A 23986-nucleotide genomic window follows, 5' to 3' on the forward strand; every position below is an offset into this window, starting at 1 on the left:
CGCCACGCCGCGCCCCGCACCGACGCGGCCGCCGCCACCCGCACTTCGCCCCGCGAACACGACCGAACCGACACGACCGGCCGGAGGCGAATACCCGACACAATGAGCCAGTTTCCGGAGCGACTTCGACAAGGCGACACCTCCGACGGAGACGGCACGCCTCCGGGAGTCGAGCGAAGCACGCGCTCGTAGATCCGGATTTCTCTCCCTTCCGACGGTCGACGCCGTACTCCGGAGCATCCGACCGGAGTTGGGAGCAGATAGCGCTACGAGGCGCCCTCCCGGAGCGGCCCTCGCGCGGCGCGCTCCGGAGCGCGAGCCGGAGGAATCCGCGACCGCTCAGCGACGGACTTTCGGGCGGAACAGGCATTTCGTAAGGGCGACCTCCACGGAAAGGCGAGCGAATGCCCGTTTCCTGACCGGCTGAAACAGCCCGAAGATTGTCGGCGTCGCATACCGCCGGGTACAGTCACGGCACCTGCTCCGCCCCTGCTGTCGAGGCGAAAGTGAAGTTGGTGAACGACCGTCACCCGCCGGATCATCCGCACGTTCCGGCAGATCCCGCTTCCGACTTCGCTCATGCCTCTTACGGCACGCCGTACGGAGTCGCCCCGCACGATCCGTACGCCTATGCCTCGTACGGCCACGCCGAGCAGGCCGGCTACGACGCATACAGCCGTCCCTACGAGCCGTACGCCCAGCAGTACGACCCGTACCAGCAGCCGACCTACGAGCAGCAGAGCTACGCCTACGGCCACGGTTCCCAACTCCCGCCCCACGAAACCGACTTCGCCTACGGAGTGCCCGCGGGCAACGGCTTCGGCCACGAGTACGACTCGATGCAGTGGGGCCCGGAGACCGGGACCTTCTCGACGACCGGTTGGGACACCGGCACCTGGGACACCGGCACCTGGGGCTACGGCGAGGCCACGGACGGCCACGGCACCGCCTACACCACCGGCGCCTTCGACACCGCCGGCTACCCCGCGCACCCGTCCGCATCGGACCACGCCCACGACACCGGCGCCTACGGAACCACCGCGGGCTACGGCCACTTCGACTCCTGGAACCCCGGCGACACCGGCACCGAATGGCAGACGGGCGGCTGGGCGACGCAGGCGCACGAGACCGGACACGGCACCTTCGGCCAAGGCGTCGACCCGCTCACCGACACCGGAAGCGAGTGGGGACAAGCCACCGAAACCTGGTCGACCGCGGCGTGGGACACCGGGAGTTGGTCCACGGCGAGTTGGGACACCACCTCCGAGTGGGAGACCGGCACCGAGTGGCCGACCCAGCACTGGGCGCCCCAGCAGCAGGCCGCCCCGCACCCCTCCGAGGGTCGCGCCGGCGAGCAGGCCGACACCGCCCGGCAGTTCGCCGACGCACCCACCGACACCGCACACCTGACGACCTCGGACGTCGCCACCCACTCCCCCGAGGAACACACGGACGACGCGCACGATCCGTACGCCGCCTCTGCGCACACCGGTGGCGCCCCGCCCGACGACGAGCACCCCCCGGCCGTCCCGCAAGGCCGCGGGCGCCGCCGCTCACCGAAGCCCCGGCGTTCGGCGCTGCTCACCGTCGCGGTGCCGTCCGTCGCCGTGGTGGGCGTCGCCGGTGCGGCAGCCGCGACCGTCATGGGCGGCGACGACCCCGAGCCGACGACCCAGGCCGCCCCCGACCCGGCCAACGCGCAGCCCCCTTCGGCGAACAAGAAGCTCGACACCCAGCTCGCGGACGTCTCGGCCGACGCCGACGACTTCGCAGGGCGCGCCAGCCGCACCCAGGAGCGGATCGACCTGAAGGAGCGGCAGGAGGCCGAGCGGAAGCGGAAGGAGCGCGAGGCCGCACGCAAGGAGGCGATGCGGCCGAAGTTCTTCATCCCCGTCGAGGACAAGACGCTGAGCGCGTACTACGGGCAGGCCGGCGTCAACTGGATGTCGGTGCACACCGGAATCGACTTCCCCGTCAGCTACGGAACGCCGGTGATGGCGGCGACCGACGGCACGGTGACCACCAAGTACGACCTCTCCTACGGCAACATGGCGATCGTCACGGCCGAAGACGGCACCGAGACCTGGTACTGCCATCTGAGCAGCACCAAGATCCGCTCCGGCGAGGTCAAGGCGGGCGACACGATCGCCTACAGCGGCAGCTCGGGCAACTCCACGGGCCCGCACCTCCACTTCGAGACACGTCCCGGCGGCGGCTCGGCCGTCGATCCGCTGGGCTGGCTGCAGTCGAAGGGCCTCAACATCAGCTGACCAGGCGCTCAGCCCGCAACCGCGCTCCCCCGGAACGTCCGCCGATACGCACTCGGCGAGCCCCGCAGCGCGGAGCGGAAGCGGCCGCGCAGCGAGGCGGCCGTCCAGGAGCCGCACTCCTCCGCGATCCGTTCGACGGGCAGGTCGCTCTCCTCCAGCAACCGACGTGCCCGCTCGACGCGTTCACGCGTCAACCACCGCAGCGGCGTCGCGGCGGCCGCCCTCCTCACACTCGCCGCGGGCGGCGCCCTGACCACGACGCTCACCGCTCCCCGGCAGTTCGTCCTCTACTGGGTGCTGCTCATCGGGACCGGCTCGGGGGCGCTCGCACTCGCCTTCGCCGCGACGCTGACGGAGCGGCGGTTCGGTCGCCAGGCGCGGGCTCGTCAGCGGCGTCCTCAGTGCGGCGAGCGCCTTCGGGCAGATGGCGTTGGTCCTCGCCGCGCTCGCCGAGGCGCACGGCTGGCGCCCCGCCTCCGTCACGCTCGCGCTCGCCGCGACGCCGCCGGCGCTGCTGCTCCTCCGCAGCCACCCCGCCGAGCTGGGCGAACGCCCCTACGGCGCACGGGCGTTCGTCCCGCGCCCGCCGCCCGCTCCCGACGCCGCCCGGAACACCGTGCGCGCCCTGCCCACGGCCGTCCGCAGCCGCGGCTTCCGGCTGCCCGCCGCGGCCTTCGCCGTCTGCGGCGCCTCCACCAACGGCGTGCCGTGGACGCACTCACGCCGGCCGCGCACGACCACGGCATGCCGGCGGCCTCCGCCTCCGCGCTCCTCGCCGTCGTCGGCCTCTGCAACGCCGTCGGCTCGGCCGCCTCCGGCTGGCTCACCGACCGGGTCGGCCCGCGCCGACTCCTCGCCGTCTGCTTCGCGCTCCGCGGACTCCCGCTGCTGGCGCTGCCGTTCCTTCTCGGGCCGGCGGTGCTCCCGCCGCTCGCCGCCTTCGCCGTCCTCTTCGGACTGCTCGGCACGGCGACGGCGCCGCCCTGTGCCGCGCCCACTTCGGCACGCACACGCCCGTCGTCCTCGCCTGGGCCGGCGCCGTGCACCGGCTCGGCGCCGCCGTCACCGGACACTCGGCGGCCTCGCACGCGACGTCTTCGGCTCCTACGACCCGTTCCGGACCGCCGTCCTCGCGCTCTACGCCCTGCTCGACGGAGGCACGCCGGCGGACACGGTGCCGGGGACGCACTCCGCGAGCGAGCAACGCGCCGGAGCCGGACGCGCCCCGTGAACGCGCCCTCCGCTTCGGGGTGTTCGGCGCCGGCTACGCCGGGTCACTCCGCCGGCTCCGCGCTCTTCCGCACCCCGAACCCGCGGGTGACGGGCGCGAGGAAGGCCAGCAGCGCGGAGAAGACGAGCCCCGTCCAGGAGAAGACCGCCCACGGCAGGAAGTCGAAGTTCGCCACGCCGAGCGTCGACGCGAAGAAGGCACCGGATACGGTCCACGGCATCAGGACCTCGGTGATGGTGATCGAGTCCTCCATGCTCCGCGACAGGTTGACCGGGTGGAGCCCGCGCTTCTTGTACGCCTTGCCGTAGAGGTCGTTGATGAGGAAGTAGGTGACCAGCGCGTTCGAGGTGCTGTTGATGATCGCGAAACCGGAGAGCAGCGTCGTCAGCACCAGGCTGCCGGTCGAGCGCAGCCTGTCGATCAGCCCGCTGAGCAGGACGCGCAGCACGTTGGAGTTCTCCAGCGCCGCTGCGAAGAGGAACGCGCAGAAGACGAAGAACGCCGGCTCGTACATCGAGTGGAGCCCGCCGCGGTCGACCAGTTCGGTGACGGTCTCCGAGACGTCGCCGGGGAGCAGGTCGGTGGTGAAGCCGGAAACGGCGGCCGTGAACGCGTCACCGACGCTGAACCCCTGCACGAGCACCGCGAGCACGACGGCGGAGACCGAGGAGACGAGCAGGACGATCAGCGGCGGCTTGCGCAGGACGGAGCCGACGAGGACGACGGCCGGCGGGATCAGCAACACCGGGTTGAGCGTGAAGAGTTGCTGCACCTCCGCGATGGTCCCGTCGATGACGCCGAGGTCGACGGAGCTCGCGTCGAGGGAGCGCCCCGCGATCAGGAAGACGACGAGCGCCACGATCGACGACGGCACGGCCGTGTAGAGCATGTGCCGGATGTGCTCGTAGATGTTGGCACCGACCGCCAGGGCGCTCATGTTGGTGGTGTCGGAGAGCGGCGAGAGCTTGTCGCCGAAGTAGGCCCCCGAGACGACGGCGCCCGCGGTGATCGCGAGCGAGACGTCCATCGTCGAGGCGACGCCGATCAGCGCGACGCCGATGGTTCCGGCGGCGCCCCACGACGTCCCGGTGAAGGTCGACACGATGGCGGTGACGACGAAGGAGAGGACGTACAGGTAGGAAGGGTTGATGAGTTCGAGCCCGTAGTCGACCATCAGCGGGATCGTGCCCGCGGCCATCCAGGTGCCGATCAGCATCCCGATGCTCAGCAGGATGAGGATGCCGGGAAGGGCCCGCTTGATCTTCTCGCCCATGTCCGTGAGGACCTGGTCGAGGCCGACGCCGTAGCAGGCGCCGAAGATCATGAAGACGACGGCCGAGCATATGAGCATGAGCTCGGCGGGGAACTCCAGCACCCCGATGCCGCCCGCGAGGATCGCGACGACGACCACCACCGGGATGAGCGCGACGGCGGGCCTCGGTTCGGGGACGGTGCGTCCCTCGGCCTCCTCGGTGGACGTCGTGTCCTGTCGGAACTTCATCGTTTCCTCTCGGGCAAGGTGTGGTCAGGGAGCCGTGCTGCGGCTGAGTGCCTCGAAGGCCCCGTCGAGGTCGTCGAGTTGGCTCTGCACGTCCTCCAACCCGACGGAGAGCCGAATGAGGCCGGGACCGGCCGGGTCGTCCCAGGGGCGCACGGGGGAGGTCACGAGGCTTTCGTAACCGCCCCAGCTCACGCCGATCCGGAAGACCTCGAGCGCGTCGACGAACCGGGAGACGCGGGCGAAGGTGCCCTCGCGCAGCTCGAAGCTGAGGAGCCCGGAGAGGCCGCTGAACTGGGAGCTGATCACGTCGGCCGCCGGACCGTGGTCGGCGTGCGGATGGTGGACGGCGTCGACCTCGGGGTGCGCGAGCAGGTGGTCGACGACGGCGAGCGCGTTGCGCTGGTGCTGCTCCATGCGCACCGGCAAGGTCCGCAGCCCGCGGAGCACGAGCGCGGCCTCCATGGCGGACATGGCCGCGCCGAAGAGCTGGTGCCCCCGGTAGAAGATCTCCCGGATCGTCTCCGAGGAGCCGACCACCGCACCGCCGACCACGTCGCTGTGGCCGCCGATGTACTTGGTCAGCGAGTGGACGACGAGGTCCACGCCGGCCGTCAGGGGCTTCTGGAAGAGCGGCGTCGACCAGGTGTTGTCCATGACCGTGCGGACGCCGCGGCGTCGGGCGATCGCGGTCAGGGCACGAAGGTCGAGGACCTTCATCAGCATGGTGCCCGGGCTCTCGACGTAGATGAGCGCTGTGTTGTCCCGGATGTGCTCCTCGACGTCCGCGTCCGGCGCGGTCAGGACCGTGTGCTCGACCCCGAATCGCTCCAGGTGCTCCGCCAGTTCGAGCGTCGGTCCGTAGACGGTGTTGACGAAGAGCACGTGGTCGCCGCTGCGGAGCAGGCCGCCGAGGACCGCGCCGATCGCCCCCATCCCCGAGGCGAAGCACTTCGCGGCCTCGCCGCGCTCCAGCAGCGCGAGGCGCTCCTCGAGGAAGGCGACCGTGGGGTTGGTCCCCCTGCTGTAGACGAAGTTCTCGTGCTCGGCTGCCTGTTGGCGGACGAACTCCTCGAAGGACGCCTTGGCGAAGAGACTGGTCTGGTAGATCGGGGGCGCCACGGCGCCGGGCCCGGCCCCCGGACCGTCCCACGCGTCCGTACAGATCTGCCGGTCGGTGCTGTTCACCTGGCGCCTTCCCTTGCCCTCGCGTGCGTCGGCGGCGGCGTCTTCCTGTGCGCCGCCGATCGGACGTAGCCTGTAATACAAGCTACTAAGTGGTCAAGAGTTCTCAGAAAGCGAGAAGCATCGGGCGCGTGCCGGACACCGCCGGCCGCTCAGTAAGCTCGCGCGGGGACGGCCGATTCGACGGAGGGGCGGACGCGTTGGGAGAGACGACGGAGGGGGGCTCGTCGGAGCGGCGCGGCACCATGCGCGCCCAGCCGCGGTCGCTCACCGCCCAGGTCGTCGAGTTCATCGAGGAGCTGTGCGTCGGACCCGGCGTCACGCCGGGCGATCAACTGCCCCCGGAGGGCGAGTTGGCGGCGCGGTTCGGCGTCAGCCGGGTCGTGCTCAGGGAGGCGATGAAGGCCCTCGAGGCACGCGGGCTCGTCCAGCGCCGGCAGGGCAAACCGGCCGTCGTCGCCTCGCCGAACGCGCTCCCCGTGGAGAAGTTCGTCGCCCTCGCGGTGCTGCGGGACAAGCGCGCGCTCATGGAGTTCACCGAGATCCGCAAGGCGCTCGAGGTGCACGGCGCGCGGCTCGCCGCGCAGCGCATAGCGGGCCCGGAGGAGCCGGAGACCCGCGCGCACATCGCCAGGGCCAGAGAGGCGATCGCCGAACAGCGCGCCGCCCCGCTCGACATGCCCACCCGCATACGCACCGACGTCGCCTTCCACCGGGCACTCGTGGCGGCTGCGGGCAACACGAGCCTGACGCAGATCCTCGACGCCCTGGAGCACTCGCTCGCCGAGAGCCGCGAGGAGAGCCACCGGCGCTACCTCGCCACCGGCGCCGACCCCGCCGGGTCGGCCACCGAGCACGAAGAACTCCTCGACGCCGTCCTCACGGGCGACCCTGCGTGCGCGGTCGCGGCGATGGAGGACCACCTCCAGGTCACCCTCCGGGAGATAGAGACGCGTCCGGAGGAAGCGGGCTGAGCCGTCGCCCCGACGCCCCTCCGTGTCCGGGGCTTCAGGGCGTCGTGATCCCGGCCAGGACAGCCGCACCGGCCTCACGGTCGCCGGTCCACTGGAAGACCTCGTGTGCGCGCGGCACTCGGCCCCACAGCAGGAGCAGGAGGTGTCCCACCGGTCCGGAGAGCGTCGCAACGGGAGCGCCAGGACCGTAGGTCCAGGAGGCGTGGAGGTCGGTGGCCCGGAGTCGCAGTGCGCTGCCGGGCGGGTGCGCTCGACCGCGTGCGACCTGCCGGGGTGCCATCGTGTCGAGGACCTCGGCCACGCCCTCGCCCGCGAGTTCGGGGTCGAGCACCGGCGCCCTCCCCAGGGCGTGCTCGGCGTCCCACCGGTGGACGAGCGTCTCCAGAGCGCGGCGCCGCTGCCGGAAGCCCACGGTGTGGGGCGGATGGAACGTCCAGGCGCTCGTGGCCGGGTCGGCGCGGAGCGCCGTGAGCAACGTCGTCGAGGTCTCCTCGAACCACCGGAGCAGCTCCGCCCGCTCCGGGGGGAGCCCGAACTTTCCTGTGCCGGCCGTGCTGTTCGGTCACGGCCGCCGCGGCCCAGAGGTTCTCACTGCCCAGGTGCGCGGCGAGATCGCGCAGCGTCCACTCGCCGCAGTGCACCACCGGGGCGGAGAGGTCGCCGTCGAGGCACGCGCGGAACCTGACGAGTTCGGCGCGGAGATGGCCGAGGAGAGACGCCGCTTCCATGACCGGTGAACATAGCCCACGGACGCGGCACCGTCACCGGCAGCGTCAGAGCTTCTCCACGGGCGCGTACCGCAGCAGCAGCCGCTTCGGCTTCTCCCCGCCGAAGTCGACGCTCGCCTCCGCCTTGTCACCGCTTCCCTTGACTCCGACGACGGTACCGAGCCCGAAGCTGTCGTGCGTGACCCGATCCCCCACGGCGAGCGAGACGACGGGGCGGTCCTGCGTCCGCCGCGTCGCGAAGCCGGAGGGGCCGCGCCGGGACGACGCGGCGGCCGAGGAGGAGAGCGAGGCGCCCGCGGACGAGATCGGCGCCGCCGCACCGGCTGCCGCTCCCGTCCGCTTCCACTCGACGTACTCGTCGGGGATCTCTTCGAGGAAGCGCGAGGGCGGGTTGTAGGACGGCTGGCCCCACACGCTGCGCAGGGTGGCGCGGGTCAGGTGGAGCCGCTCGCGGGCGCGGGTGATGCCGACGTAGGCGAGACGGCGCTCCTCCTCCAGCTCCTTGGTGTCGCCGAGCGCCCGCATGTGCGGGAAGACGCCGTCCTCCATGCCGGTGAGGAAGACGACGGGGAACTCCAGGCCCTTGGCGGTGTGCAGTGTCATGAGTGTGACCACGCCCTGCTCCGCGCCCTCCTCGTCCGGGATCTGGTCGGAGTCGGCGACGAGCGCGACCTGTTCGAGGAAGTCGGCGAGGGTGCCGGACTCCTCCTCGCCCCGCTCCTGCTCGAACTCGAGGGCGACGGCGGCGAGTTCCTGGAGGTTCTCGACCCGGGTCTCGTCCTGCGGATCGGTGGAGGACTGGAGTTCGGCGAGGTAGCCCGTCCGCTCCAGGACCGCCTCCAGGACGGTCGCCGGGCCCGCCCCCGACTCCACGATGTTCCGCAGCTCCTCCATGAGCGCGTTGAACCGGCGGACGGCGTTCGCCGACCGCGCGGCCATGCCGTACGCCTCGTCGACGCGGACGAGTGCCTGCGGGAAGGTGACCCGCTCGCGCTGCGCGAGCGCGTCGATCATCGCCTCGGCGCGGTCGCCGATGCCGCGCTTGGGGACGTTGAGGATGCGGCGCAGCGGCACCGCGTCCTCCGGGTTGGCGAGGACGCGCAGGTACGCCAGGATGTCGCGGACCTCGCGGCGCTCGTAGAAGCGGACACCGCCGACGACCTTGTACGGGAGGCCCGTGCGGATGAAGACCTCTTCGAAGACACGGGACTGCGCGTTGGTGCGGTAGAAGACGGCGACGTCGCCCGGCTTCGCCTCGCCCGCGTCGGTGAGGCGGTCGATCTCGTCGGCGACGAACTGCGCCTCGTCGTGCTCGGTGTCGGCGACGTAGCCGGTGATGGAGGAGCCCGAACCCGCCTGCGTCCAGAGGTTCTTGGGACGGCGGCCCTCGTTCCGCTCGATGACGGCGTTGGCCGCGTCGAGGATCGTCTGGGTGGAGCGGTAGTTCTGCTCCAGCAGGATCGTCGTGGCCTGCGGGTAGTCCTCCTCGAACTGGAGGATGTTGCGGATCGTGGCGCCGCGGAAGGCGTAGATCGACTGGTCCGCGTCGCCGACGACGCAGAGTTCGGCCTGCTCCGGGGCGTGCGGTTCTGCGGCGAGGCGCTCCTCCGTCCGGCCGGGGCCGACGAGTTCGCGCACGAGGGTGTACTGCGCGTGGTTGGTGTCCTGGTACTCGTCGACGAGGACGTGGCGGAAGCGGCGGCGGTAGTGCTCGGCGACGTCGGGGAACGCCTGGAGCAGGTGGACCGTCGTCATGATGATGTCGTCGAAGTCGAGCGCGTTGGCCTCGCGCAGGCGCGCCTGGTACATCGTGTACGCCTCGGAGAGGGACTTCTCGAAACCGCCCGCCTCGCCCGAGACCTGGGCCGCGTAGTCCTCCTCGTCGACGAGTTCGTTCTTGAGGTTGGAGACCTTGGCGCTGAAGGACTTCGGGGGGAAGCGCTTCGGGTCGAGTTCGAGGTCCTTGCAGACGAGCGCCATCAACCGCTTGGAGTCGGCGGCGTCGTAGATGGAGAAGGACGAGGTGAACCCGAGCTTCTTGCTCTCCCTCCGCAGGATGCGCACGCAGGCGCTGTGGAAGGTGGAGACCCACATCGCCCCGGCACGCGGCCCGACGAGCTCCTCCACGCGCTCCTTCATCTCGCCCGCCGCCTTGTTGGTGAAGGTGATGGCGAGGATCTGCCCCGGGTGCACCCCGCGGGCGCCGAGGAGGTGTGCGATGCGGTGCGTCAGGACGCGGGTCTTGCCCGAACCGGCCCCCGCGACGATGAGCAGCGGGCCGCCCGAGTGCACAACCGCCGCGCGCTGCTGCTCGTTCATGCCCTCCAACAGGGCCGCCGGATCGATCGCGGGGCGGGCAGCGCCGTCGCGGTAGTGGGTCTCGCGGGCGGGAGCGGCGCCCGCGAAGGAGCCGGTGAAGAGGTCGTCGGGGATCTCCTCTTCGGGGTGCTCGACGCCGTACGCCGGTTCAGGAGGCTCCTCCTCCGGTGCGGGCAGGCCGGCGCGCGCCGGGGAGGTGGCCGGGCCCGCCGCGGGCTCGGCGAGGCCGGCGAGGAAGCTGTCGTCGAAGAGGCTGCTCATCGTCGACCGAGTCTAGGACGCTCCGCCGACAACGCAGTACGCGATCACGAGCCGATTACGGAGGGATAGCGGACGAATCGCACACCAGCCTTCACAGGGGCACCACAGAGTGGCTACGGTGCCCTGTCAGGCAGCCCGCATCGTCTGCCGACGAAAGCGTCGGCACGGGCCGCCTCCGCCGAGTCCGGTCCCATCGGAACCGGGGACCCGCACGCACCACCAGGGGTGAATCGGAGCCACGCACGCGCCAGTTGGGCACACGGCAGGATCCGTAGGGCGCCTTTCCGGCCCGAACCCGACAGCTAACCCGGTAGGCGGTTCACGGAAGGAGTCGCCGGAGTTGGCGTCGCACCGCAAGCCGCGCACCCGAATACTCCAGTCTGCCACCGGCAGGCGCGGGGCCGTCGGTGTCACCACCGCAGCGCTCGCCTCCGTCACGCTGCTCAGCCAGAGCGCGAGCGCTACGCCGTCGGACGACAGCGAGGAGAAGCCCTCGCTCGAAGAGGTCAAGAAGAAGGTCGACGGCCTCTACCAGCAGGCCGGCGCCGAGACACAGAAATACAACGCGGCCAAGGAGCGCAGCGAGCGGCAGCGCGAGAAGGTCGACGGACTCCTCGACCGGGTCGCCAAGCGCACCGACAAGCTCAACGACGCACGCCGCGTCCTCGGCAACTACGCGGCCGCCCAGTACCGCACGGGCGGCATGTCGGAGACGGCCACGCTGCTGCTCACCAAGGACCCGCAGGGCTTTTTCAAGCAGTCGCACCTGATGGACCGGATGACCTCCCAGCAGAAGGACGCGGTCACCGAGTTCCAGCAGCGGCAGAAGTCGGCCAACACCCAGCGAGCCGAGGCCACCGAACAGCTCGAGTCGCTCGACACCGCGCAGCGCTCGCTCAAGGAACGCAAGCAGAACGTCCAGTCGAAGCTGAGCGAGGCCCGCGAGCTGCTCTCGGAGCTCACCGCGCAGGAGAAGGCGCGGCTCGCGCAGATCGAGAAGGAGAAGCGGGCCGAGGCGCAGCGCAAGGCGAAGGAGCGTGCCGAGGCGGAGCGCCGCAAGGCCGCACAGGAGCAGCAGAACGAGGGTTCGGGCGGCTCGGAGAGCGGCTCGGGCTCCTCGCAGGGCGACTCGGGCTCGTCCTCCGACGGCTACGCGGCGAAGGCGGAGAAGGTGCTCTCCTACGCCGAGCAGCAGTTGGGCAAGCCGTACGTCTGGGGCGCCACCGGCCCGAACTCCTACGACTGCTCGGGGCTGCCCCAGGAGGCCTGGAAGACCGCCGGCATCTCCCTCCCGCGCACCACCTACGACCAGGTCAAGGTCGGGACGCAGGTGGCGAAGTCGGAGATGCGGCCGGGCGACCTGATCTTCTTCTACGACGACGTCAGCCACGTCGGGATCTACGTCGGCGACGGCCGGATGATCCACGCGTCGAAGCCGGGCGACGACGTCAAGTACGAGGCGATCGACTACATGCCGTTCCACTCCGCGGTGCGCCCGGCCTGACGCGCACGACTGCGCCCGGCGTACGAAGCTCTGTACGCCGGGCGCCGGTTCGCCGTCCCGCGGGGCACGCTCGCGGGGGTCACACCCAGAGCACCGCGATGAAGATGTTGGCCATGGTCAGCGCGCCGACCGCCCCGAGCACCTTCGAGGAGACCGCCTCCTCGTCGCGCTTGACGTAGACGAGGCCGAGGATCACCACCAGGATCGCCAACTTCACCGCGATCTTGATGTTGTTGACGCTTCCCCCGTCCATCTCGTGGAAGCCGACGAGGAGCACGCCGGTCACCAGCATCGTCAGGGCGCCGTGGAGCATGCCGGGCAGCATGCGTGCCGTGCCCTCGCCCATCGCCTTCATCTGGAAGAGGAAGCCGCCGAGCAGCGCGGCGATGCCGATGACGTGCAGGCCGACAAAGATATTGATCAGAACATCCATGGCGTGAGCCTAGCCGTGGGCTTAGCACGCCGGGGCCGCGCGGGTGTACATCTTCCGCACCTTGATCATCACTTCGCGTCTGCCGGACACGCCACCCTCACCACCCCTGTCGCGCGCGCACAGTAAGCGGTCGGTTGCGAAAAGTACCGGTCAACCACCCCTGCCCGCCCGGGCTCCGTCTACCGTCCTTGCTCAAGCGGACCCCGACCGGGTCCGCGACGAACGCCCGGCGGCGGGGAACGTTCCCCCGTGCGAACTCGCCGCCGGGTGCCTCCGCTCGACGGACGCACCACGGCGATGGCGGCACGGCTGCCGGGCGGCGAGGGCCCGAAGCAGTACCGTCACACCGCCTTGCACCGATTTGTACGTATGTGTACGCACGACGTAAGGAGTGACGGCCGGCTCATGGCCTCGCACCGCAGACCAGGCAGCACGCTCAACTCCCTCCTCCCGCGCCGCTCTTCCGAAGCCCCGCGCTCCCCCGGACACCGCGCCGCACCCGGCGCCCTCCCCCGGGGGACGACCGCCGCGACCCTCGCGCTCGCCTCGCTCACCGCGGTCACCGTCCTCCAGGGCACCGGCAACGCGGACCCGCAGCCGAGCACCGCCCAGGTCAAGTCACGTGTCGACGCGCTCCACCGGGACGCCGAACGCGCCACCCAGGAGTACAACGGAGCCCGCGAGCGCGCCGATTCGGCCGAGCGCCGCCTCGACGACCTGCGCGACCAGGCGGCCCGCAGGACGCAGCAGCTCAACCGCACCAGGGACTCGCTCGGCGCCTTCGCCGCGGCCCAGTACCGGCGGGGTGCCATCGCCCCGGGGTTCCAACTCGCTCTCTCCTCGAAGCCGGACGAGTTCCTCGACCGCGCGGCGCTCGCCGAGCGTGTCGGCGCGCAGCAGGCGAGCGCCGTCGACCGGATCGGGCGGCAACTGCGCGGCGTCCGCCAACTGCGTACGGAGGCGGCACGGACGGCGGAGTCGCTCGACGCGTCGCGCGCCGAGGCGCACCGGCGCAAGCAGTCCGTCCAGCGCAAGCTCGACTCGGCCCGCACGCTGCTCGACCGCCTCACCGCCGCGCAGCGCGCCCGCGTCCTCGACGAACAGCCGGACGAGCCGGCGGACTCCCCGTCGGCCGGCGCCGCGCCGGCGCATGCCGCCCGCGCCACCGCCCGCGGTAAGGGCGCGCAGGCGGCCGCCGCTTCGGGACCCCGTGCGAAGCGCGCCGTCTCGTTCGCCAGGGGCGCGCTCGGCAAGCCGTACGTCTGGGGCGCGAGCGGCCCCTCCGGGTACGACTGTTCGGGTCTGACGCAGGCGGCGTGGAAGTCCGCGGGCGTCTCGCTGCCCCGGACCACCTACGCGCAGATCAAGGCCGGACGCCGGGTGGAGCGCAGCCAACTCGCGCCGGGCGACCTGGTCTTCTTCTACCGGGGCGTCACCCACGTCGGGCTCTACGTCGGCGGCGGCAGGATGATCCACGCCCCGCGCCCCGGGACGTCGGTGAAGGTCGCCCCCATCAGCGAGATGCCGTACGCGGGGGCGGTGCGGCCCGGGTGAGGCCGCGTGTCGCTCCGTCCTCGGGTCGGGCCCGTGAGGTGCGACGACGCCGACGGCCCACGGGAGCGCTCCGCGCGGGGCGCCCCTGCCGCCCGCGGCGGGCCGCGGATGAGGCACAATCCCCTTCCACTGCCCGGTAGTTGACTGCCGCCCCCGCGCGCCGGATCGCGCGGTGCGGGCGAGCCCCGGGCGTGGATCTTACTGCGAGAGGCGGGGTGGCACAGTGGCCGTCGGAACGGCGCGGGACGACGCGGACGCGGAGGGCGGCGGGAGCGGAGGCCCACGGGGCGAGGCGGAGCCGCGCGCGGCTGCGCAGACCGGCACGTCGGAAGGTGTTCCGAGCCAGCGCACCACCCTGCTCGACAAGGTGCGCGGCGACGGGGGCGCAACCCCCGAGCACCCCACCGGATGCCTGTGCGACGGATGCCCCCAGGGGGCGCGCAACGCGCGGCAACGCGCCGTTTCCGCCTTCGTGCGCCGTCGTGACCAACTGGCCGCCGGTGAAGGCGTACCCGCGGCGCTCGCGCACTCCTCGAGCGCCTCCCGGCAGTGGATCTCCGACGAACTCACGGGCGCGGCGCAGGAGATGGCCGCCCGCAGCCGCCGCGAGGGCGATCTGGTGAGGACGCGCCTGTGGCGCCACACCCTCGTCGCGGTCTGGGCCGCCGTCGCCGCTCTCCTCCTCGGGCAGTCGCTCACCGCGCTCGGCCCGGGCTGGACGCTCGGCAGGACCGCCGGACTCGCGGCCGCGCTCGTCGGTGCGGCGGCGCTCTCCGCCGCCGCCTACTTCCACCGGGCGCGTGGCGGCGCCCTCGCCCCGCTCATCGGCGAGGACAACCGCCTCTCCACCTCCCGCGCCGTGGCGGCCGGCTGGCTGTTGCTCGTCTGCCTCGACATCCTCGTCCTCGCCTTCGTACTCGCGGGGACGACGGGCGCCGGCGCACGCGAAGAGCTCCTCGCGGGGCTGGAGTTGGCGCGCGGCGCCGGCATCCTCACCGTGCTGGCGCTCACCTGCGCCATCGCCGTCCTCGTGCGCCGCACGGTCAGCGTGCGGACGCGGGCCCAGCGCCTCCAGAAGGTGCCGGCCGACCGCCCCCGCGGAGCCGACCTGCTCACCGACGACTCGGGGCACGGCACCTTCACCGACGTCCAGTACGTGCTCGTCAACACGGTGGCGCTCGCCTTCACCGCCGTGCGCCTCGCACGCCAGCCCGACCGACTCCCCGACCTGCCCTGGGGACTCGCCCTTCTCGTCGTCGTCTCCACCGCCACCTACCTCGCGGGCAAGTACACGGAGGGCGGGCGCCCCGTCGTCCTCTCCGTCGTACGGGCACGGGAGATCGGCGACCTCCACGCGCCGATCCGCACAGGCGACGACCTGGAGATCCGCGGCAGCGGCTTCGTGCCGCCCGGCGCCAAGGAGGCCGACCGGCTCGCGCGGATGGTGGTGCGCATCGGCGCCGTCCACGTGCACGTGCCGATGATCCCCGAGACGGGCGGGTTCAGGAGCCCGACGGACACGGCGCTCACGGTCCCCGTACCCGTCGAGGTCGAACCGGGGCGCGTCGAGGTGCAGGTGGTCACGGCGGCCGGTGTGGAGACCAACAAGTACCCGATCGACGTGGTCGATTGAGCACGGCGTTGACGCCGCACACGCCTACGCCGGGCGGCCTCGACGCGCTGCCACGGGCCCGGCTTGCCACCTCCCGAGGCCGTGGGGGAAGAATCGCCCACGCACACCGAACTCTCATGCGGAAGGCGGTCAGTCCATGCCCCTGTCGGGACCTCGCGGCGGCGAAGGGGGAGCGTCGCAGTCGTTGAGCGGGTTCGAAGGGCCCGTCGGCGGAGCACCGCACGGAGCACGCTCCACCGCCGCACGGTACGCACTGCTGCCGCTGCGCCTCTTCCTCGGGATCACCTTCGTCTACGCCGGGTTCGACAAGCTCTTCGACTCCCGCTTCCTCAGCGGCAGCGGCCCCGGCTCCCTCGCGCACCTGCTCGACCCGGTGCACAGCAGCGCCAGCGCCCCCTGGCTCGTCTCGCTCGTCGAGCAGAGCCCGTACGGCTTCGGGCTCGCCCTGTGCATCGGGGAAATCGCCGTCGGGGTGGGCACCCTCCTCGGCCTGTGGGCCCGAGTCGCCGCCGCCGGGGGCGCGTTGATCTCGCTCTGCCTCTGGCTCACGGTGAGCTGGGCGGCCACGCCGTACTACTACGGCAACGACCTCGCCTACCTGATGGCCTGGCTGCCCCTCGTCCTCGCGGGCGCCCCGTACCTCTCCGCCGACGCCGCGCTGCACTTCCGTCGCAGGCGCCGGGGCCGCATGATCTTCAGCTGACCGCGCGCCGCGCAACTCCGCCCGCCGCGGCCCCAGTCGCGACGCCGTCCCGCAACGGGGAGCGCTCAGCCCTCGTCGCCGCTCCCCCTACGCGCTCGCACGGCCCGCCGCGCCAGCCGGGCGACGCCCCCGAGCACCCCTACGAGAACCACGCCCGCCGGAACCATCGCGGCGGGCGCCCACGCCGGCACGTCCCAACCGCCGTGCGCCTGGACGAGCGCCACCACCGCCACCCCGAGCATCAGCAGCCCGAGCAGCAGCCTGGCCGGCTCGAAGCGGTGCCTCATCCCGGGACCTCCGCCCGCTCCTCGCCCGCACCCTCCGGCCGCCCCGCGGGAAGCGCCCGTACCGTGCCGGCCGGCCGGCTCTCCGCCGCCTCGCTCTTCGAGGCGGCGTCCGTCGTGTCGCGCACCACCTCGACATGGCCGAACCGCGCCGAGAGGTCGAGGCGGACGGTGCCGCGCGCGGCGGCGCCGTCGAAGGGGTGGAGCGTGAGGTGCCGTTGCTGGTTGACGCCGCCCGAGTTCCCGTAGACGACCTCGCCCGCTTCGTCGGTCGACTCGGGCCAGCGCAGATCGCCGAGGCCCACCCCGAGTTCGGCGCGGACCGTCGCGTTCTCCGGCACACGGACGCGGATTTCGCCCGCGCCCATCCGGACGCGCGTCGCGGCCGTGTCGTCCTTTCGCAGCTTCAACTCCCCGAGATCCAGGTGTGCTTGCCCGCTGCCCACGCGGTACTCGCCGCGCACGTGCGAGACCGCCTGCGGGCGCCAGCTCGCCTCCGTCCACTCGGTGGTGATCTCCTTCGGGATCGCCGCGGCGCCCGCGAGCAGCGCCGCGGTGAGCAGCAGCGCGGCGATCGTCCCGCCGCCGACCCGGCCGAGGAAGGCGCTGACCGCCAGCCCGATCCCGAGCACCGCGAGGGCGCAGCCGAAGCCGACGGCGAGCACCGTGCCCAGCGGACGCTCCCCCCAACCCGCGAGCGCGCCCACCACCGCGGCGCACACGGCGAGGAGCTGCACGAGGGCACCGATCGACCTCGGCCGGCGGTCGGCGCCGCGGCTGCCCGCCGGCTTCTGCCGCGGAGGGGCGGCGGCCGGGGGCTCCGTGGTCCGCCCGTCGTCGGGACCCCACAGGTAGCCGGTGCCCGACTCGGTCGAGGTGCCCTCGCGCCACCAGGACGGCGTGGAAGGCGAGGGGGGCGGCGCCGTCTCGGGCGGCGCCTCGGCGACCGCCTGCGCCAGCGCCGGATCGGCCGACCGCTGCACGCCGGCCTCCTGCTCCTCCCTGCGGTTGCGCGACCAGAGGGCACCGCCCACCACCACTCCGATGAGGACGAGCGAGGAGAGCGTCCCGCGGCTCCCGAGGGCGGCGAGGAAGAGGCCGCACCCGACGAGCGCGACGAGGATCGCCGAGAGCGAGGACGGCTCGACCCGGCCGGAGAGGAGCCGCCGCGCCTCGTTCTGCGTCTCGCCCTCCGCGGGGATCACCAGCCAGGCGACGCCGTAGCAGACGAGCCCCAGCCCGCCGATCACGGAGACCACGGCGAGCGGCACCCGGAAGACGATCGGGTCGACGTCGAAGTACCGGCCGAGCCCGGCGCAGACGCCGCCGACCACCTTGTGCTTCCGCCCGCGCCGGAGCCGCTCCCGCTGCTGCCCGCCCGGCGGTGCCTCGCCGCCGATCGTCCGCCGCCAGTCGTCGACCCACGGCCCGGGCTGCGTGCCCGTGCGCGGGGTGCGGGGGCCCGCGCCCGCGCTCGGGCCGCCGTCGTGCGCCGGCTGCTGCTCCTCGGTCATGCGTACATTCTTGGCCCGAGCGGCCGCCCTGACATCGGGGGCCCACCCGGAACCGACCCTGAGATCCGGAAGCGACCCGGCACCGCAGAGTCGGCGCGCGCACGGGAACGGTGGGGGACGTATCAGGGACCGACCCTGATGTACCACCGGCACATCCGTGTGACCATCTCCTCCATGACCGCCCCCTCCCCGCCCGCGCAGGACCCGCCCGCCGGGCCCCGGTCCGCTCCGGGGCCCGGCGGGCGCGAGGAGCCGTCGCGCAAGCTGTACCGCAGCGCGGAAGGGCGGATGCTCGGCGGCGTCGCGCGGGGCCTCGCCGGGCACCTGGGGCTGCCCGTCTCCTGGGTGCGCATCGTCTTCCTCGCGCTGTGCGCGGCCAACTCGCTCGGCATCCTGCTCTACGCCGCCTACTGGTTCGTCGTCCCGCTCGGCGCCGGCGGTGTCGAGCCGGAGAAGGCGCGCGCCGAGGGGCGGCGCGGTCTCGGGCGGCTGCTGCGCAAGCCGGACAAGAACTTCCTCCTCACCGGGGTCGCGTTCTGCGTCGCCGTGGGGGTGGCGATCGACAACCTCCAGTTCGGGCGGGCCAACACCTATCTGTGGCCGGTCCTGCTGATCGGCGTCGGCGTCGCGCTGGTGTGGCGGCAGGCGGACGACACCCGACGCGCCCACTGGGCGGCCGTCACCCGGCGCAAGAGGTTGCTGCCGCTGGCGCGGGGCGCCGTGGGCGTGGTGCTCGTCGCCGTCGGCGTCAGCGCCATCGTCGTGATGCAGGGCTCCGTGCGGCAGTTGGGCTCCGTCCTCCAGGCGGCGCTCGCGGTGCTCGTCGGCGTCGCGCTGATCGCGGGGCCCTATCTGGTGCGGATGGTCCGGGACCTCTCGGAGGAGCGGCTGATGCGCATCCGCGCCCAGGAGCGCGCCGAAGTCGCCGCGCACGTCCACGACTCGGTGCTGCACACGCTCACGCTGATCCAGCGCAACGCCGACCGGCCGCGCGAGGTGGCGAAGCTCGCCCGCGCGCAGGAGCGCGAGCTGCGGCAGTGGCTCTACAAGCCGCAGGCCGGGGGCGAGGAGGACAAGGAGGAGCCGGGGACACTCGCGGAGGCGGTCCGCGCGACCGCGGCCGAGGTCGAGGACGACCACGGGGTGCCGGTCGAGGTGGTGACCGTCGGGGACTGCCCGCTCGACGAGCGGCTGGGTGCGCAGGTCCAGGCGGCACGCGAGGCGATGGTGAACGCGGCCAAGTACGGTGGCAACGGCGGGACCGTGCAGGTCTTCGCGGAGGTCGAGGGGCGGACGGTCTTCGTCTCGGTCCGCGACCGGGGGCCCGGCTTCGATCCCGAGGCCGTGCCGGAGGACCGCATGGGCGTCCGCGAGTCGATCGTCGGCCGTATGCGACGCAACGGCGGCACCGCGCGCATCAGGTCGGTGCCGGGCGAGGGGACCGAGGTGGAGCTGGAGATGGAGAGGGCGGCGGAGTCGTGACCGAGGCAGAGGCGCAGCCGGAGGACGAACGCGGGGCGAGGGTCGTGCTCGTCGACGACCACCGCATGTTCCGCGCGGGCGTGCAGGCGGAGATCGGCCGTACCGAGGAGACGGGCGTGGAGGTCGTCGGCGAGGCCGGCGACGTCGACCAGGCCGTCTCCGTGATCGCGGCGACCCGCCCGGACGTCGTCCTCCTCGACGTGCACCTGCCGGGCGGCGGCGGGGTCGAGGTGCTGCGCAGGTGCGCCGCGCTCATGGGCGAGGCGGAGGAGCCGGTGCGGTTCCTCGCGCTCTCCGTGTCGGACGCGGCCGAGGACGTCATCGGCGTCATCCGCGGAGGCGCGCGCGGATACGTCACCAAGACGATCACCGGGGCCGACCTCGTCGACGCCGTCTTCCAGGTAGCCGAGGGGGACGCGGTCTTCTCGCCCCGCCTCGCCGGCTTCGTCCTCGACGCCTTCGCCTCCACCGACGCGCCCCCGGTCGACGAGGACCTCGACCGCCTCACCCAGCGCGAGCGCGAGGTGCTGCGGCTCATAGCGCGGGGGTACGCGTACAAGGAGGTGGCGAAGCAGCTCTTCATCTCGGTGAAGACGGTGGAGTCGCACGTCTCGGCGGTCCTGCGGAAGCTCCAGCTCTCCAACCGGCACGAGCTGACGCGCTGGGCCGCCGCCCGCCGCCTGGTCTGAAGCCGCACCAACCACCGTACGCGCGGGGCATGTTGGACGCGGCCCCCGCGGCCCGGTCCTGTTCCCGCCGGGCCGCTGCTCGACTACCTTGCCGTACATGGACGCGACGAGCGGGCACGCCCCCGGCACCGTGGAGCTGGTCGCCCTCGGCGACAGCCTCACCGAGGGCGTCGGCGACCCGCACGGCCGTCGACTCCACGGCTGGATACACCACTTGACGCAGCCGCCGGCACCGTGGCGGCTCAGCGCGAACTCGCGCGGACGGGCGCCCGCGCCGCCCACGTCCGGCGCGAACAGCTCGCCACGGCCGTGGCGCTCGCCCCGGCCGTGGCCACTTGCGTCGTCGGCGTCAACGACGTCCTCGACCGCCGGTTCGACGTGGCGCGCTTCGCCGTGGAGTACGAGGCGCTCGTCGGCGGCCTCCGCGAGGCGGCGCACGTCGGCGTGCTCGCCATGACGCTCCACGACCTGTCCGAAGGGCTCCCCCTCACCCGCCGCGCCCGCACCTCCCTGCGGAGCCGAACGGCGGCGGCGAACAAGGTGATCGAGGAGGTCGCCGCCGCCCACGGTGCCTGGCTCCTCGAAGCGCGGGAGGCCGTGGCGTTCCGCGGGGCCGGCATGCTGAGCGTCGACCGCCTCCACCCCAACCGGCGCGGCCACCGCTACCTCGCCGCCTGCGCCGCCGAGGTGCTGCGAGGCGAGGGACGCGTACGGCACACCGTGGGGCCGCCGGCCGCCGACCCGTTGGGGCGCAGGCTCCGGGCCACCGGCGGCCATCTGCGGTGGCTGGCGCGGCACTTGGCAGGAGGGCCCCGCTAGCGGGGCGGCTCACGGGTGCATGCGGGCGCCTTTCAGCACCCGGTCGACGTCCCTGCGCGGCCCGTGGAACGCCAGCCCCACGAGGTCGAGCCGGGCCGCCGGCACCGCGCGGACGGCCGCCCGGTTCGCCTCGTCGTCGCCGGTGGCGAAGAGGTCGGAAGTGAAGACGCCGATCGCCAACGCCCGTCGCAGCGCCCGTTCGTGGGCCGCCGTGAGTACCTCCTTGCCGCCCTCCAGGACGAGGACGGGCTGCCCGAAGGTCGGCAGGTAGTCGTTGCCGTCCGCGTCCGCGTACGCCTCCCCCACCAACTCCGGTACCGCGGTGCCGACTCCGCCGGCGAGGAAGGCGGTCACGTTCACGCGCTGCCAGCCGAGCAGGTCGTCCCTGAGCAGCACCGCGGTCTTGGTCTCGGCCCTGACGGGCCCGTTGCCGTTCTCCATGCGGACGATGCTCGACCGGGCGCCACCTGCGGGTCTTGTACGATCCGAACATGGCTGCTCGCCCGGACGACCGCCCCCGGATCAGGGCGTGGCGGCCTCGAGTCGGCGGCGTGGCCGAGGTGTTCCACGCCCGCTTCACCGACCACGTCTACCCGATGCACGCCCACGCCTGCTGGACGCTGCTCCTCGTGGACACCGGTGCCGTCAGGTACGAGCTCCACCGCCACGAGCACGGCGCCCTCGACGGCCTCGTCACGCTCCTGCCGCCGCAGGTCCCGCACAACGGCCGCTCGGCCACGGGGAACGGCTTCCGCAAGCACGTCCTCTACCTGGAGCCGGGGCAGCTCGACCCCTCCCTCATCGGCCGGGCCGTGGACCGTCCGGTCTTCCGCGACCCCGGACTGCGGCGCGGGGTCGACCGCCTGCACACGGCGCTCTCCTCGCCCGGCGCCGAGGACGCCGCCGAGTGCGCCCTCGCGCTCGTCACCGACCGGCTCGAGGGCCACCTGCGCGCCCGGCGCACGCGCCCGCACGATCCCTCCCTCGCGCACCGCCTCCGCGAGCTCCTCGACTCGCGGATCGTCGAGGGCTGCCCGCTCCACGAGGCCGGCGACGTGCTCCACGCGCACCCCGCCCACCTGATCCGCGTCTTCCGGCGGGAGTTCGGGATGCCGCCGCACGAGTACCTCACCTCCCGCCGCGTCGACCTCGCCCGCCGGCTCCTCGTCGCCGGCGCACCGGCGAGCACGGCCGCCGCCTCGGCCGGCTTCCACGACCAGTCCCATCTGCACCGCCACTTCACCCGGCTCCTCGGCACCACACCGGGGCGGTTCGCCCGCAGCGGCCTCCGCGCGTACCTCGTGCCCGAAGCGGAGGAGAAGCAGCCCTCCGGCGGGCCGAAGCGCTAACGTGACGCACCATGGCAGCACAGGTGGTCCTCCTCAACGGCGGCTCCAGCTCGGGAAAGACCCGGATCGTGCGGTGCCTCCAGGACGAACTGCCCAACCCATGGCTGGCGTTCGGCATCGACTCGCTCATCGAGGCGATGCCCGGCGAGATGCAGCACTCGGAGGCGGGGATCGGTTTCGCGCCGGGCGGCGGGGTGCACATCGGCGGTGACTTCCGGGCGCTGGAAGCCGCGTGGCAGCGGGGCGTCGGCGAGATGGCCCGGGCGGGCGCCAGGCTCCTCGTCGACGACGTCTTCCTCGGCGGCGGGGAGTCCCAGCTGCGCTGGCGGAGGCCGCTCGACGGGCTCGCGGTGCTCTGGGTCGGCGTACGGTGCGAGGCCCGGGTCGCCTCCGCGCGCGAGGCCACGCGGGGCGACCGGCTCCGCGGGATGGCCGCCAAGCAGGCGTACACGGTGCACGAGGGCGTCGTCTACGACATGGAGGTGGACACCACGCACACCGAAGCCGCCGTGTGCGCCCGCACGATCGCCGCGCACCTCAGCTGAACGCACGGGTCAACGCCCCTGACACGACCGCGAGTTGACCGCACCACACGCAGCGCACGCGCCCCGGCACCCTCGGCCACCACCCGAAAGGCCGCTCCCCGCAACGCACCCCCGCCCCGCCCGGCGCACGGTGAAGGGCATGCGGCTCTCGAAACTCGCGCTCGCCGCCGCGCTGCCCCCGGTGCTGTTGATCACCTGCGAGGCATCCGTCCGCAGCGCCGCTCCCCAGCCCCCGCAGCGCGCCGTCGAACACCACCGCCCCGTGACCGCGGCGCGGCCGACGATCATGACGAGGCACACCTGGGGCGCGGACGAGCACTCGGTCCGCGAGCGGCCCACGTACACCCACGCGGTACGGGCCGTCTTCCTCCACCACACCGACCACGACAACGACTACGACTGCGCCGACGTGCCCCGCCTGCTGCGCATCCTCCAGACACAGCACGTCCAGCGCGGTTGGGACGACGTGGGCTACAACTTCGTGATCGACCGCTGCGGCACCATCTACGAGGGCCGCTCGGGCGGCGCGTCCCGCGCCGTGAAGGGCGCGCACACCGGCGGCTTCAACGACGACACCGCGGGCATCGCCTTCCTCGGCACCTTCGACGAGGGCCAGAAGGTCCCGGACAAGGCGCTCGCCGCCGCAGCCCGCCTCATCGCCTGGAAGCTCAAGCCGGGCGCCGATCCAAAGGGCTGGGCGAAGCTCCGCTCGGAGAGCGACAGCAGCCGCGTGGAGAAGGGCGACACCGCGAAATTCCACACGATCGCGGGCCACCGGGACGCGTACGAGACGGACTGCCCCGGCAAGGAGCTCTACGACCGCCTCCCCGAACTCCGCTCCAAGGTCGCCGAGTTGCGCGCCGACGCCGCCCGAAGGCAGCGGCGCTGAACCTCCCTCCCCGCACCGGGGTACCGTGCACGCGGCATCGCCGCACGTCGTCGACGCCCTCGTCCCGGCGCCGTCCGGCACGGACGCCGAAGCGCGGCGCACCGACCGGTCCGTCGGCGAGA

At 72.7% G+C, this 23986-nt stretch carries 20 protein-coding genes, 3 pseudogenes and 1 riboswitch; of the genes and pseudogenes, 13 read left to right on the plus strand and 10 right to left on the minus strand.

Annotation, left to right across the window (positions count from 1 at the left end; genetic code table 11):
• The first annotated feature begins 506 nt into the window (after nucleotides 1-506).
• Nucleotides 507-2270, plus strand: a complete 1764-nt coding sequence (locus UWG_RS0119450) for a M23 family metallopeptidase (protein WP_016908875.1) — start codon at nucleotides 507-509, stop codon at nucleotides 2268-2270.
• An 8-nt stretch (nucleotides 2271-2278) separates the two neighbouring features.
• Here the strand turns inward: UWG_RS0119450 and UWG_RS0119455 are convergent.
• Nucleotides 2279-2479, minus strand: a pseudogene (locus UWG_RS0119455) (helix-turn-helix domain-containing protein); the annotation flags it as partial.
• A 535-nt stretch (nucleotides 2480-3014) separates the two neighbouring features.
• Between UWG_RS0119455 and UWG_RS34285 the strand changes: the two are divergent.
• Nucleotides 3015-3215: pseudogene (locus UWG_RS34285) on the plus strand (MFS transporter); the annotation flags it as partial.
• A gap of 329 nt (nucleotides 3216-3544) precedes the next feature.
• Here the strand turns inward: UWG_RS34285 and nhaC are convergent.
• Both nhaC and UWG_RS0119470 read right to left on the minus strand, forming a co-directional pair.
• Nucleotides 3545-5002, minus strand: coding sequence for a Na+/H+ antiporter NhaC (nhaC, locus tag UWG_RS0119465; RefSeq protein WP_016908877.1), 1458 nt, complete (start codon nucleotides 5000-5002; stop codon nucleotides 3545-3547).
• Nucleotides 5003-5026: 24 nt separating this feature from the next.
• Nucleotides 5027-6187 (minus strand): trans-sulfuration enzyme family protein, encoded by a 1161-nt coding sequence (locus UWG_RS0119470; RefSeq protein WP_016908878.1) that lies wholly within the window; start codon nucleotides 6185-6187, stop codon nucleotides 5027-5029.
• A 197-nt stretch (nucleotides 6188-6384) separates the two neighbouring features.
• On the opposite strand from UWG_RS0119470, the gene UWG_RS0119475 reads away from it, so the two are divergent.
• Nucleotides 6385-7158: a FadR/GntR family transcriptional regulator gene (locus tag UWG_RS0119475; RefSeq protein WP_016908879.1), complete on the plus strand. Its 774-nt coding sequence runs from the start codon at nucleotides 6385-6387 to the stop codon at nucleotides 7156-7158.
• A gap of 34 nt (nucleotides 7159-7192) precedes the next feature.
• On the opposite strand, the gene UWG_RS33755 is transcribed toward UWG_RS0119475, so the two are convergent.
• From UWG_RS33755 to pcrA, 3 genes and pseudogenes are all read right to left on the minus strand, one after another.
• Nucleotides 7193-7633 (minus strand): maleylpyruvate isomerase family mycothiol-dependent enzyme, encoded by a 441-nt coding sequence (locus tag UWG_RS33755; RefSeq protein WP_237720170.1) that lies wholly within the window; start codon nucleotides 7631-7633, stop codon nucleotides 7193-7195.
• Nucleotides 7554-7886, minus strand: a pseudogene (locus UWG_RS34290) (maleylpyruvate isomerase N-terminal domain-containing protein); the annotation flags it as partial. The gene UWG_RS33755 and the pseudogene UWG_RS34290, both read right to left, overlap by 80 nt.
• Before the next feature lie 45 nt (nucleotides 7887-7931).
• Nucleotides 7932-10466, minus strand: a complete 2535-nt coding sequence (pcrA, locus tag UWG_RS0119485) for a DNA helicase PcrA (RefSeq protein WP_016908882.1) — start codon at nucleotides 10464-10466, stop codon at nucleotides 7932-7934.
• A 166-nt stretch (nucleotides 10467-10632) separates the two neighbouring features.
• A riboswitch (cyclic di-AMP (ydaO/yuaA leader) is annotated at nucleotides 10633-10798 on the plus strand.
• A gap of 8 nt (nucleotides 10799-10806) precedes the next feature.
• Between pcrA and UWG_RS0119490 the strand changes: the two genes are divergently transcribed.
• Complete coding sequence (locus UWG_RS0119490) at nucleotides 10807-11970, plus strand: C40 family peptidase (RefSeq protein ID WP_016908883.1); 1164 nt, start codon at nucleotides 10807-10809, stop codon at nucleotides 11968-11970.
• Nucleotides 11971-12049: 79 nt separating this feature from the next.
• Here the strand turns inward: UWG_RS0119490 and UWG_RS0119495 are convergent, their stop codons facing one another.
• Nucleotides 12050-12403 (minus strand): hypothetical protein, encoded by a 354-nt coding sequence (locus tag UWG_RS0119495; RefSeq protein ID WP_016908884.1) that lies wholly within the window; start codon nucleotides 12401-12403, stop codon nucleotides 12050-12052.
• Nucleotides 12404-12808: 405 nt separating this feature from the next.
• On the opposite strand from UWG_RS0119495, the gene UWG_RS0119500 reads away from it, so the two are divergent.
• The 3 genes from UWG_RS0119500 (at nucleotide 12809) to UWG_RS0119510 (ending at nucleotide 16293) form a co-directional block, all read left to right on the plus strand.
• Nucleotides 12809-13957, plus strand: a complete 1149-nt coding sequence (locus UWG_RS0119500; protein ID WP_016908885.1) for a C40 family peptidase — start codon at nucleotides 12809-12811, stop codon at nucleotides 13955-13957.
• Between the two features lie 355 nt (nucleotides 13958-14312).
• A complete protein-coding gene (locus tag UWG_RS0119505) occupies nucleotides 14313-15590 on the plus strand; it encodes a hypothetical protein (RefSeq protein WP_420235639.1) in 1278 nt (425 codons plus the stop codon).
• A 136-nt stretch (nucleotides 15591-15726) separates the two neighbouring features.
• Nucleotides 15727-16293, plus strand: a complete 567-nt coding sequence (locus UWG_RS0119510) for a DoxX family protein (protein WP_420235638.1) — start codon at nucleotides 15727-15729, stop codon at nucleotides 16291-16293.
• Nucleotides 16294-16358: 65 nt separating this feature from the next.
• On the opposite strand, the gene UWG_RS0119515 is transcribed toward UWG_RS0119510, so the two are convergent.
• The gene (locus UWG_RS0119515; RefSeq protein ID WP_016908888.1) at nucleotides 16359-16580 is read right to left on the minus strand and encodes a hypothetical protein; all 222 of its coding nucleotides are present in this window, start codon (nucleotides 16578-16580) and stop codon (nucleotides 16359-16361) included.
• Nucleotides 16577-18091 (minus strand): PspC domain-containing protein, encoded by a 1515-nt coding sequence (locus UWG_RS0119520; protein WP_016908889.1) that lies wholly within the window; start codon nucleotides 18089-18091, stop codon nucleotides 16577-16579. Before UWG_RS0119520 ends, UWG_RS0119515 begins: the two co-directional genes overlap by 4 nt.
• A 174-nt stretch (nucleotides 18092-18265) precedes the next feature.
• Here UWG_RS0119520 and UWG_RS0119525 point away from each other — a divergent pair, with 174 nt between their 5' ends.
• The 3 genes from UWG_RS0119525 to UWG_RS0119535 all read left to right on the plus strand — a co-directional run bounded on the left by UWG_RS0119525 (nucleotide 18266) and on the right by UWG_RS0119535 (nucleotide 21081).
• A complete protein-coding gene (locus tag UWG_RS0119525) occupies nucleotides 18266-19573 on the plus strand; it encodes an ATP-binding protein (protein WP_237720174.1) in 1308 nt (435 codons plus the stop codon).
• Nucleotides 19570-20262, plus strand: coding sequence for a LuxR C-terminal-related transcriptional regulator (locus UWG_RS0119530; RefSeq protein ID WP_016908891.1), 693 nt, complete (start codon nucleotides 19570-19572; stop codon nucleotides 20260-20262). Before UWG_RS0119525 ends, UWG_RS0119530 begins: the two co-directional genes overlap by 4 nt.
• Before the next feature lie 234 nt (nucleotides 20263-20496).
• Nucleotides 20497-21081 (plus strand): GDSL-type esterase/lipase family protein, encoded by a 585-nt coding sequence (locus tag UWG_RS0119535; RefSeq protein ID WP_016908892.1) that lies wholly within the window; start codon nucleotides 20497-20499, stop codon nucleotides 21079-21081.
• Between the two features lie 9 nt (nucleotides 21082-21090).
• Here UWG_RS0119535 and UWG_RS0119540 read toward each other — a convergent pair whose 3' ends face one another.
• Entirely contained in the window at nucleotides 21091-21522 is a 432-nt protein-coding gene (locus UWG_RS0119540) for a DUF2000 domain-containing protein (RefSeq protein WP_016908893.1), read from the minus strand.
• Between the two features lie 50 nt (nucleotides 21523-21572).
• Here UWG_RS0119540 and UWG_RS30515 point away from each other — a divergent pair, with 50 nt between their 5' ends.
• From UWG_RS30515 to UWG_RS0119555, 3 genes are all read left to right on the plus strand, one after another.
• Nucleotides 21573-22430, plus strand: coding sequence for a helix-turn-helix domain-containing protein (locus UWG_RS30515; protein WP_050988620.1), 858 nt, complete (start codon nucleotides 21573-21575; stop codon nucleotides 22428-22430).
• A gap of 11 nt (nucleotides 22431-22441) precedes the next feature.
• Nucleotides 22442-22975 carry a chloramphenicol phosphotransferase CPT gene (gene cpt / locus UWG_RS0119550; RefSeq protein ID WP_016908895.1) on the plus strand — a complete coding sequence of 178 codons (534 nt, stop codon included), beginning with the start codon at nucleotides 22442-22444 and terminating at the stop codon, nucleotides 22973-22975.
• Between the two features lie 139 nt (nucleotides 22976-23114).
• Nucleotides 23115-23864 carry an N-acetylmuramoyl-L-alanine amidase gene (locus tag UWG_RS0119555; protein ID WP_016908896.1) on the plus strand — a complete coding sequence of 250 codons (750 nt, stop codon included), beginning with the start codon at nucleotides 23115-23117 and terminating at the stop codon, nucleotides 23862-23864.
• Nucleotides 23865-23986: the final 122 nt, after the last annotated feature.

Source organism: Streptomyces xiaopingdaonensis (assembly GCF_000262345.1).
In the GTDB taxonomy this organism is placed as follows: domain Bacteria; phylum Actinomycetota; class Actinomycetes; order Streptomycetales; family Streptomycetaceae; genus Streptomyces; species Streptomyces xiaopingdaonensis.

Excerpts from the sequence above, each read along its gene's own strand:
- nhaC (WP_016908877.1), bottom strand. The coding sequence starts at position 5,002 with ATGAAGTTCCGACAGGACACGACGTCCACCGAGGAGGCCGAGGGACGC.
- pcrA (WP_016908882.1), bottom strand. The coding sequence starts at position 10,466 with ATGAGCAGCCTCTTCGACGACAGCTTCCTCGCCGGCCTCGCCGAGCCC.
- UWG_RS0119495 (WP_016908884.1), bottom strand. The coding sequence starts at position 12,403 with ATGGATGTTCTGATCAATATCTTTGTCGGCCTGCACGTCATCGGCATC.
- UWG_RS0119500 (WP_016908885.1), top strand. The coding sequence starts at position 12,809 with ATGGCCTCGCACCGCAGACCAGGCAGCACGCTCAACTCCCTCCTCCCG.
- UWG_RS0119510 (WP_420235638.1), top strand. The coding sequence starts at position 15,727 with ATGCCCCTGTCGGGACCTCGCGGCGGCGAAGGGGGAGCGTCGCAGTCG.
- UWG_RS0119515 (WP_016908888.1), bottom strand. The coding sequence starts at position 16,580 with ATGAGGCACCGCTTCGAGCCGGCCAGGCTGCTGCTCGGGCTGCTGATG.
- UWG_RS0119520 (WP_016908889.1), bottom strand. The coding sequence starts at position 18,091 with ATGACCGAGGAGCAGCAGCCGGCGCACGACGGCGGCCCGAGCGCGGGC.
- UWG_RS0119525 (WP_237720174.1), top strand. The coding sequence starts at position 18,266 with ATGACCGCCCCCTCCCCGCCCGCGCAGGACCCGCCCGCCGGGCCCCGG.
- UWG_RS0119540 (WP_016908893.1), bottom strand. The coding sequence starts at position 21,522 with ATGGAGAACGGCAACGGGCCCGTCAGGGCCGAGACCAAGACCGCGGTG.
- UWG_RS30515 (WP_050988620.1), top strand. The coding sequence starts at position 21,573 with ATGGCTGCTCGCCCGGACGACCGCCCCCGGATCAGGGCGTGGCGGCCT.
- cpt (WP_016908895.1), top strand. The coding sequence starts at position 22,442 with ATGGCAGCACAGGTGGTCCTCCTCAACGGCGGCTCCAGCTCGGGAAAG.
- UWG_RS0119555 (WP_016908896.1), top strand. The coding sequence starts at position 23,115 with ATGCGGCTCTCGAAACTCGCGCTCGCCGCCGCGCTGCCCCCGGTGCTG.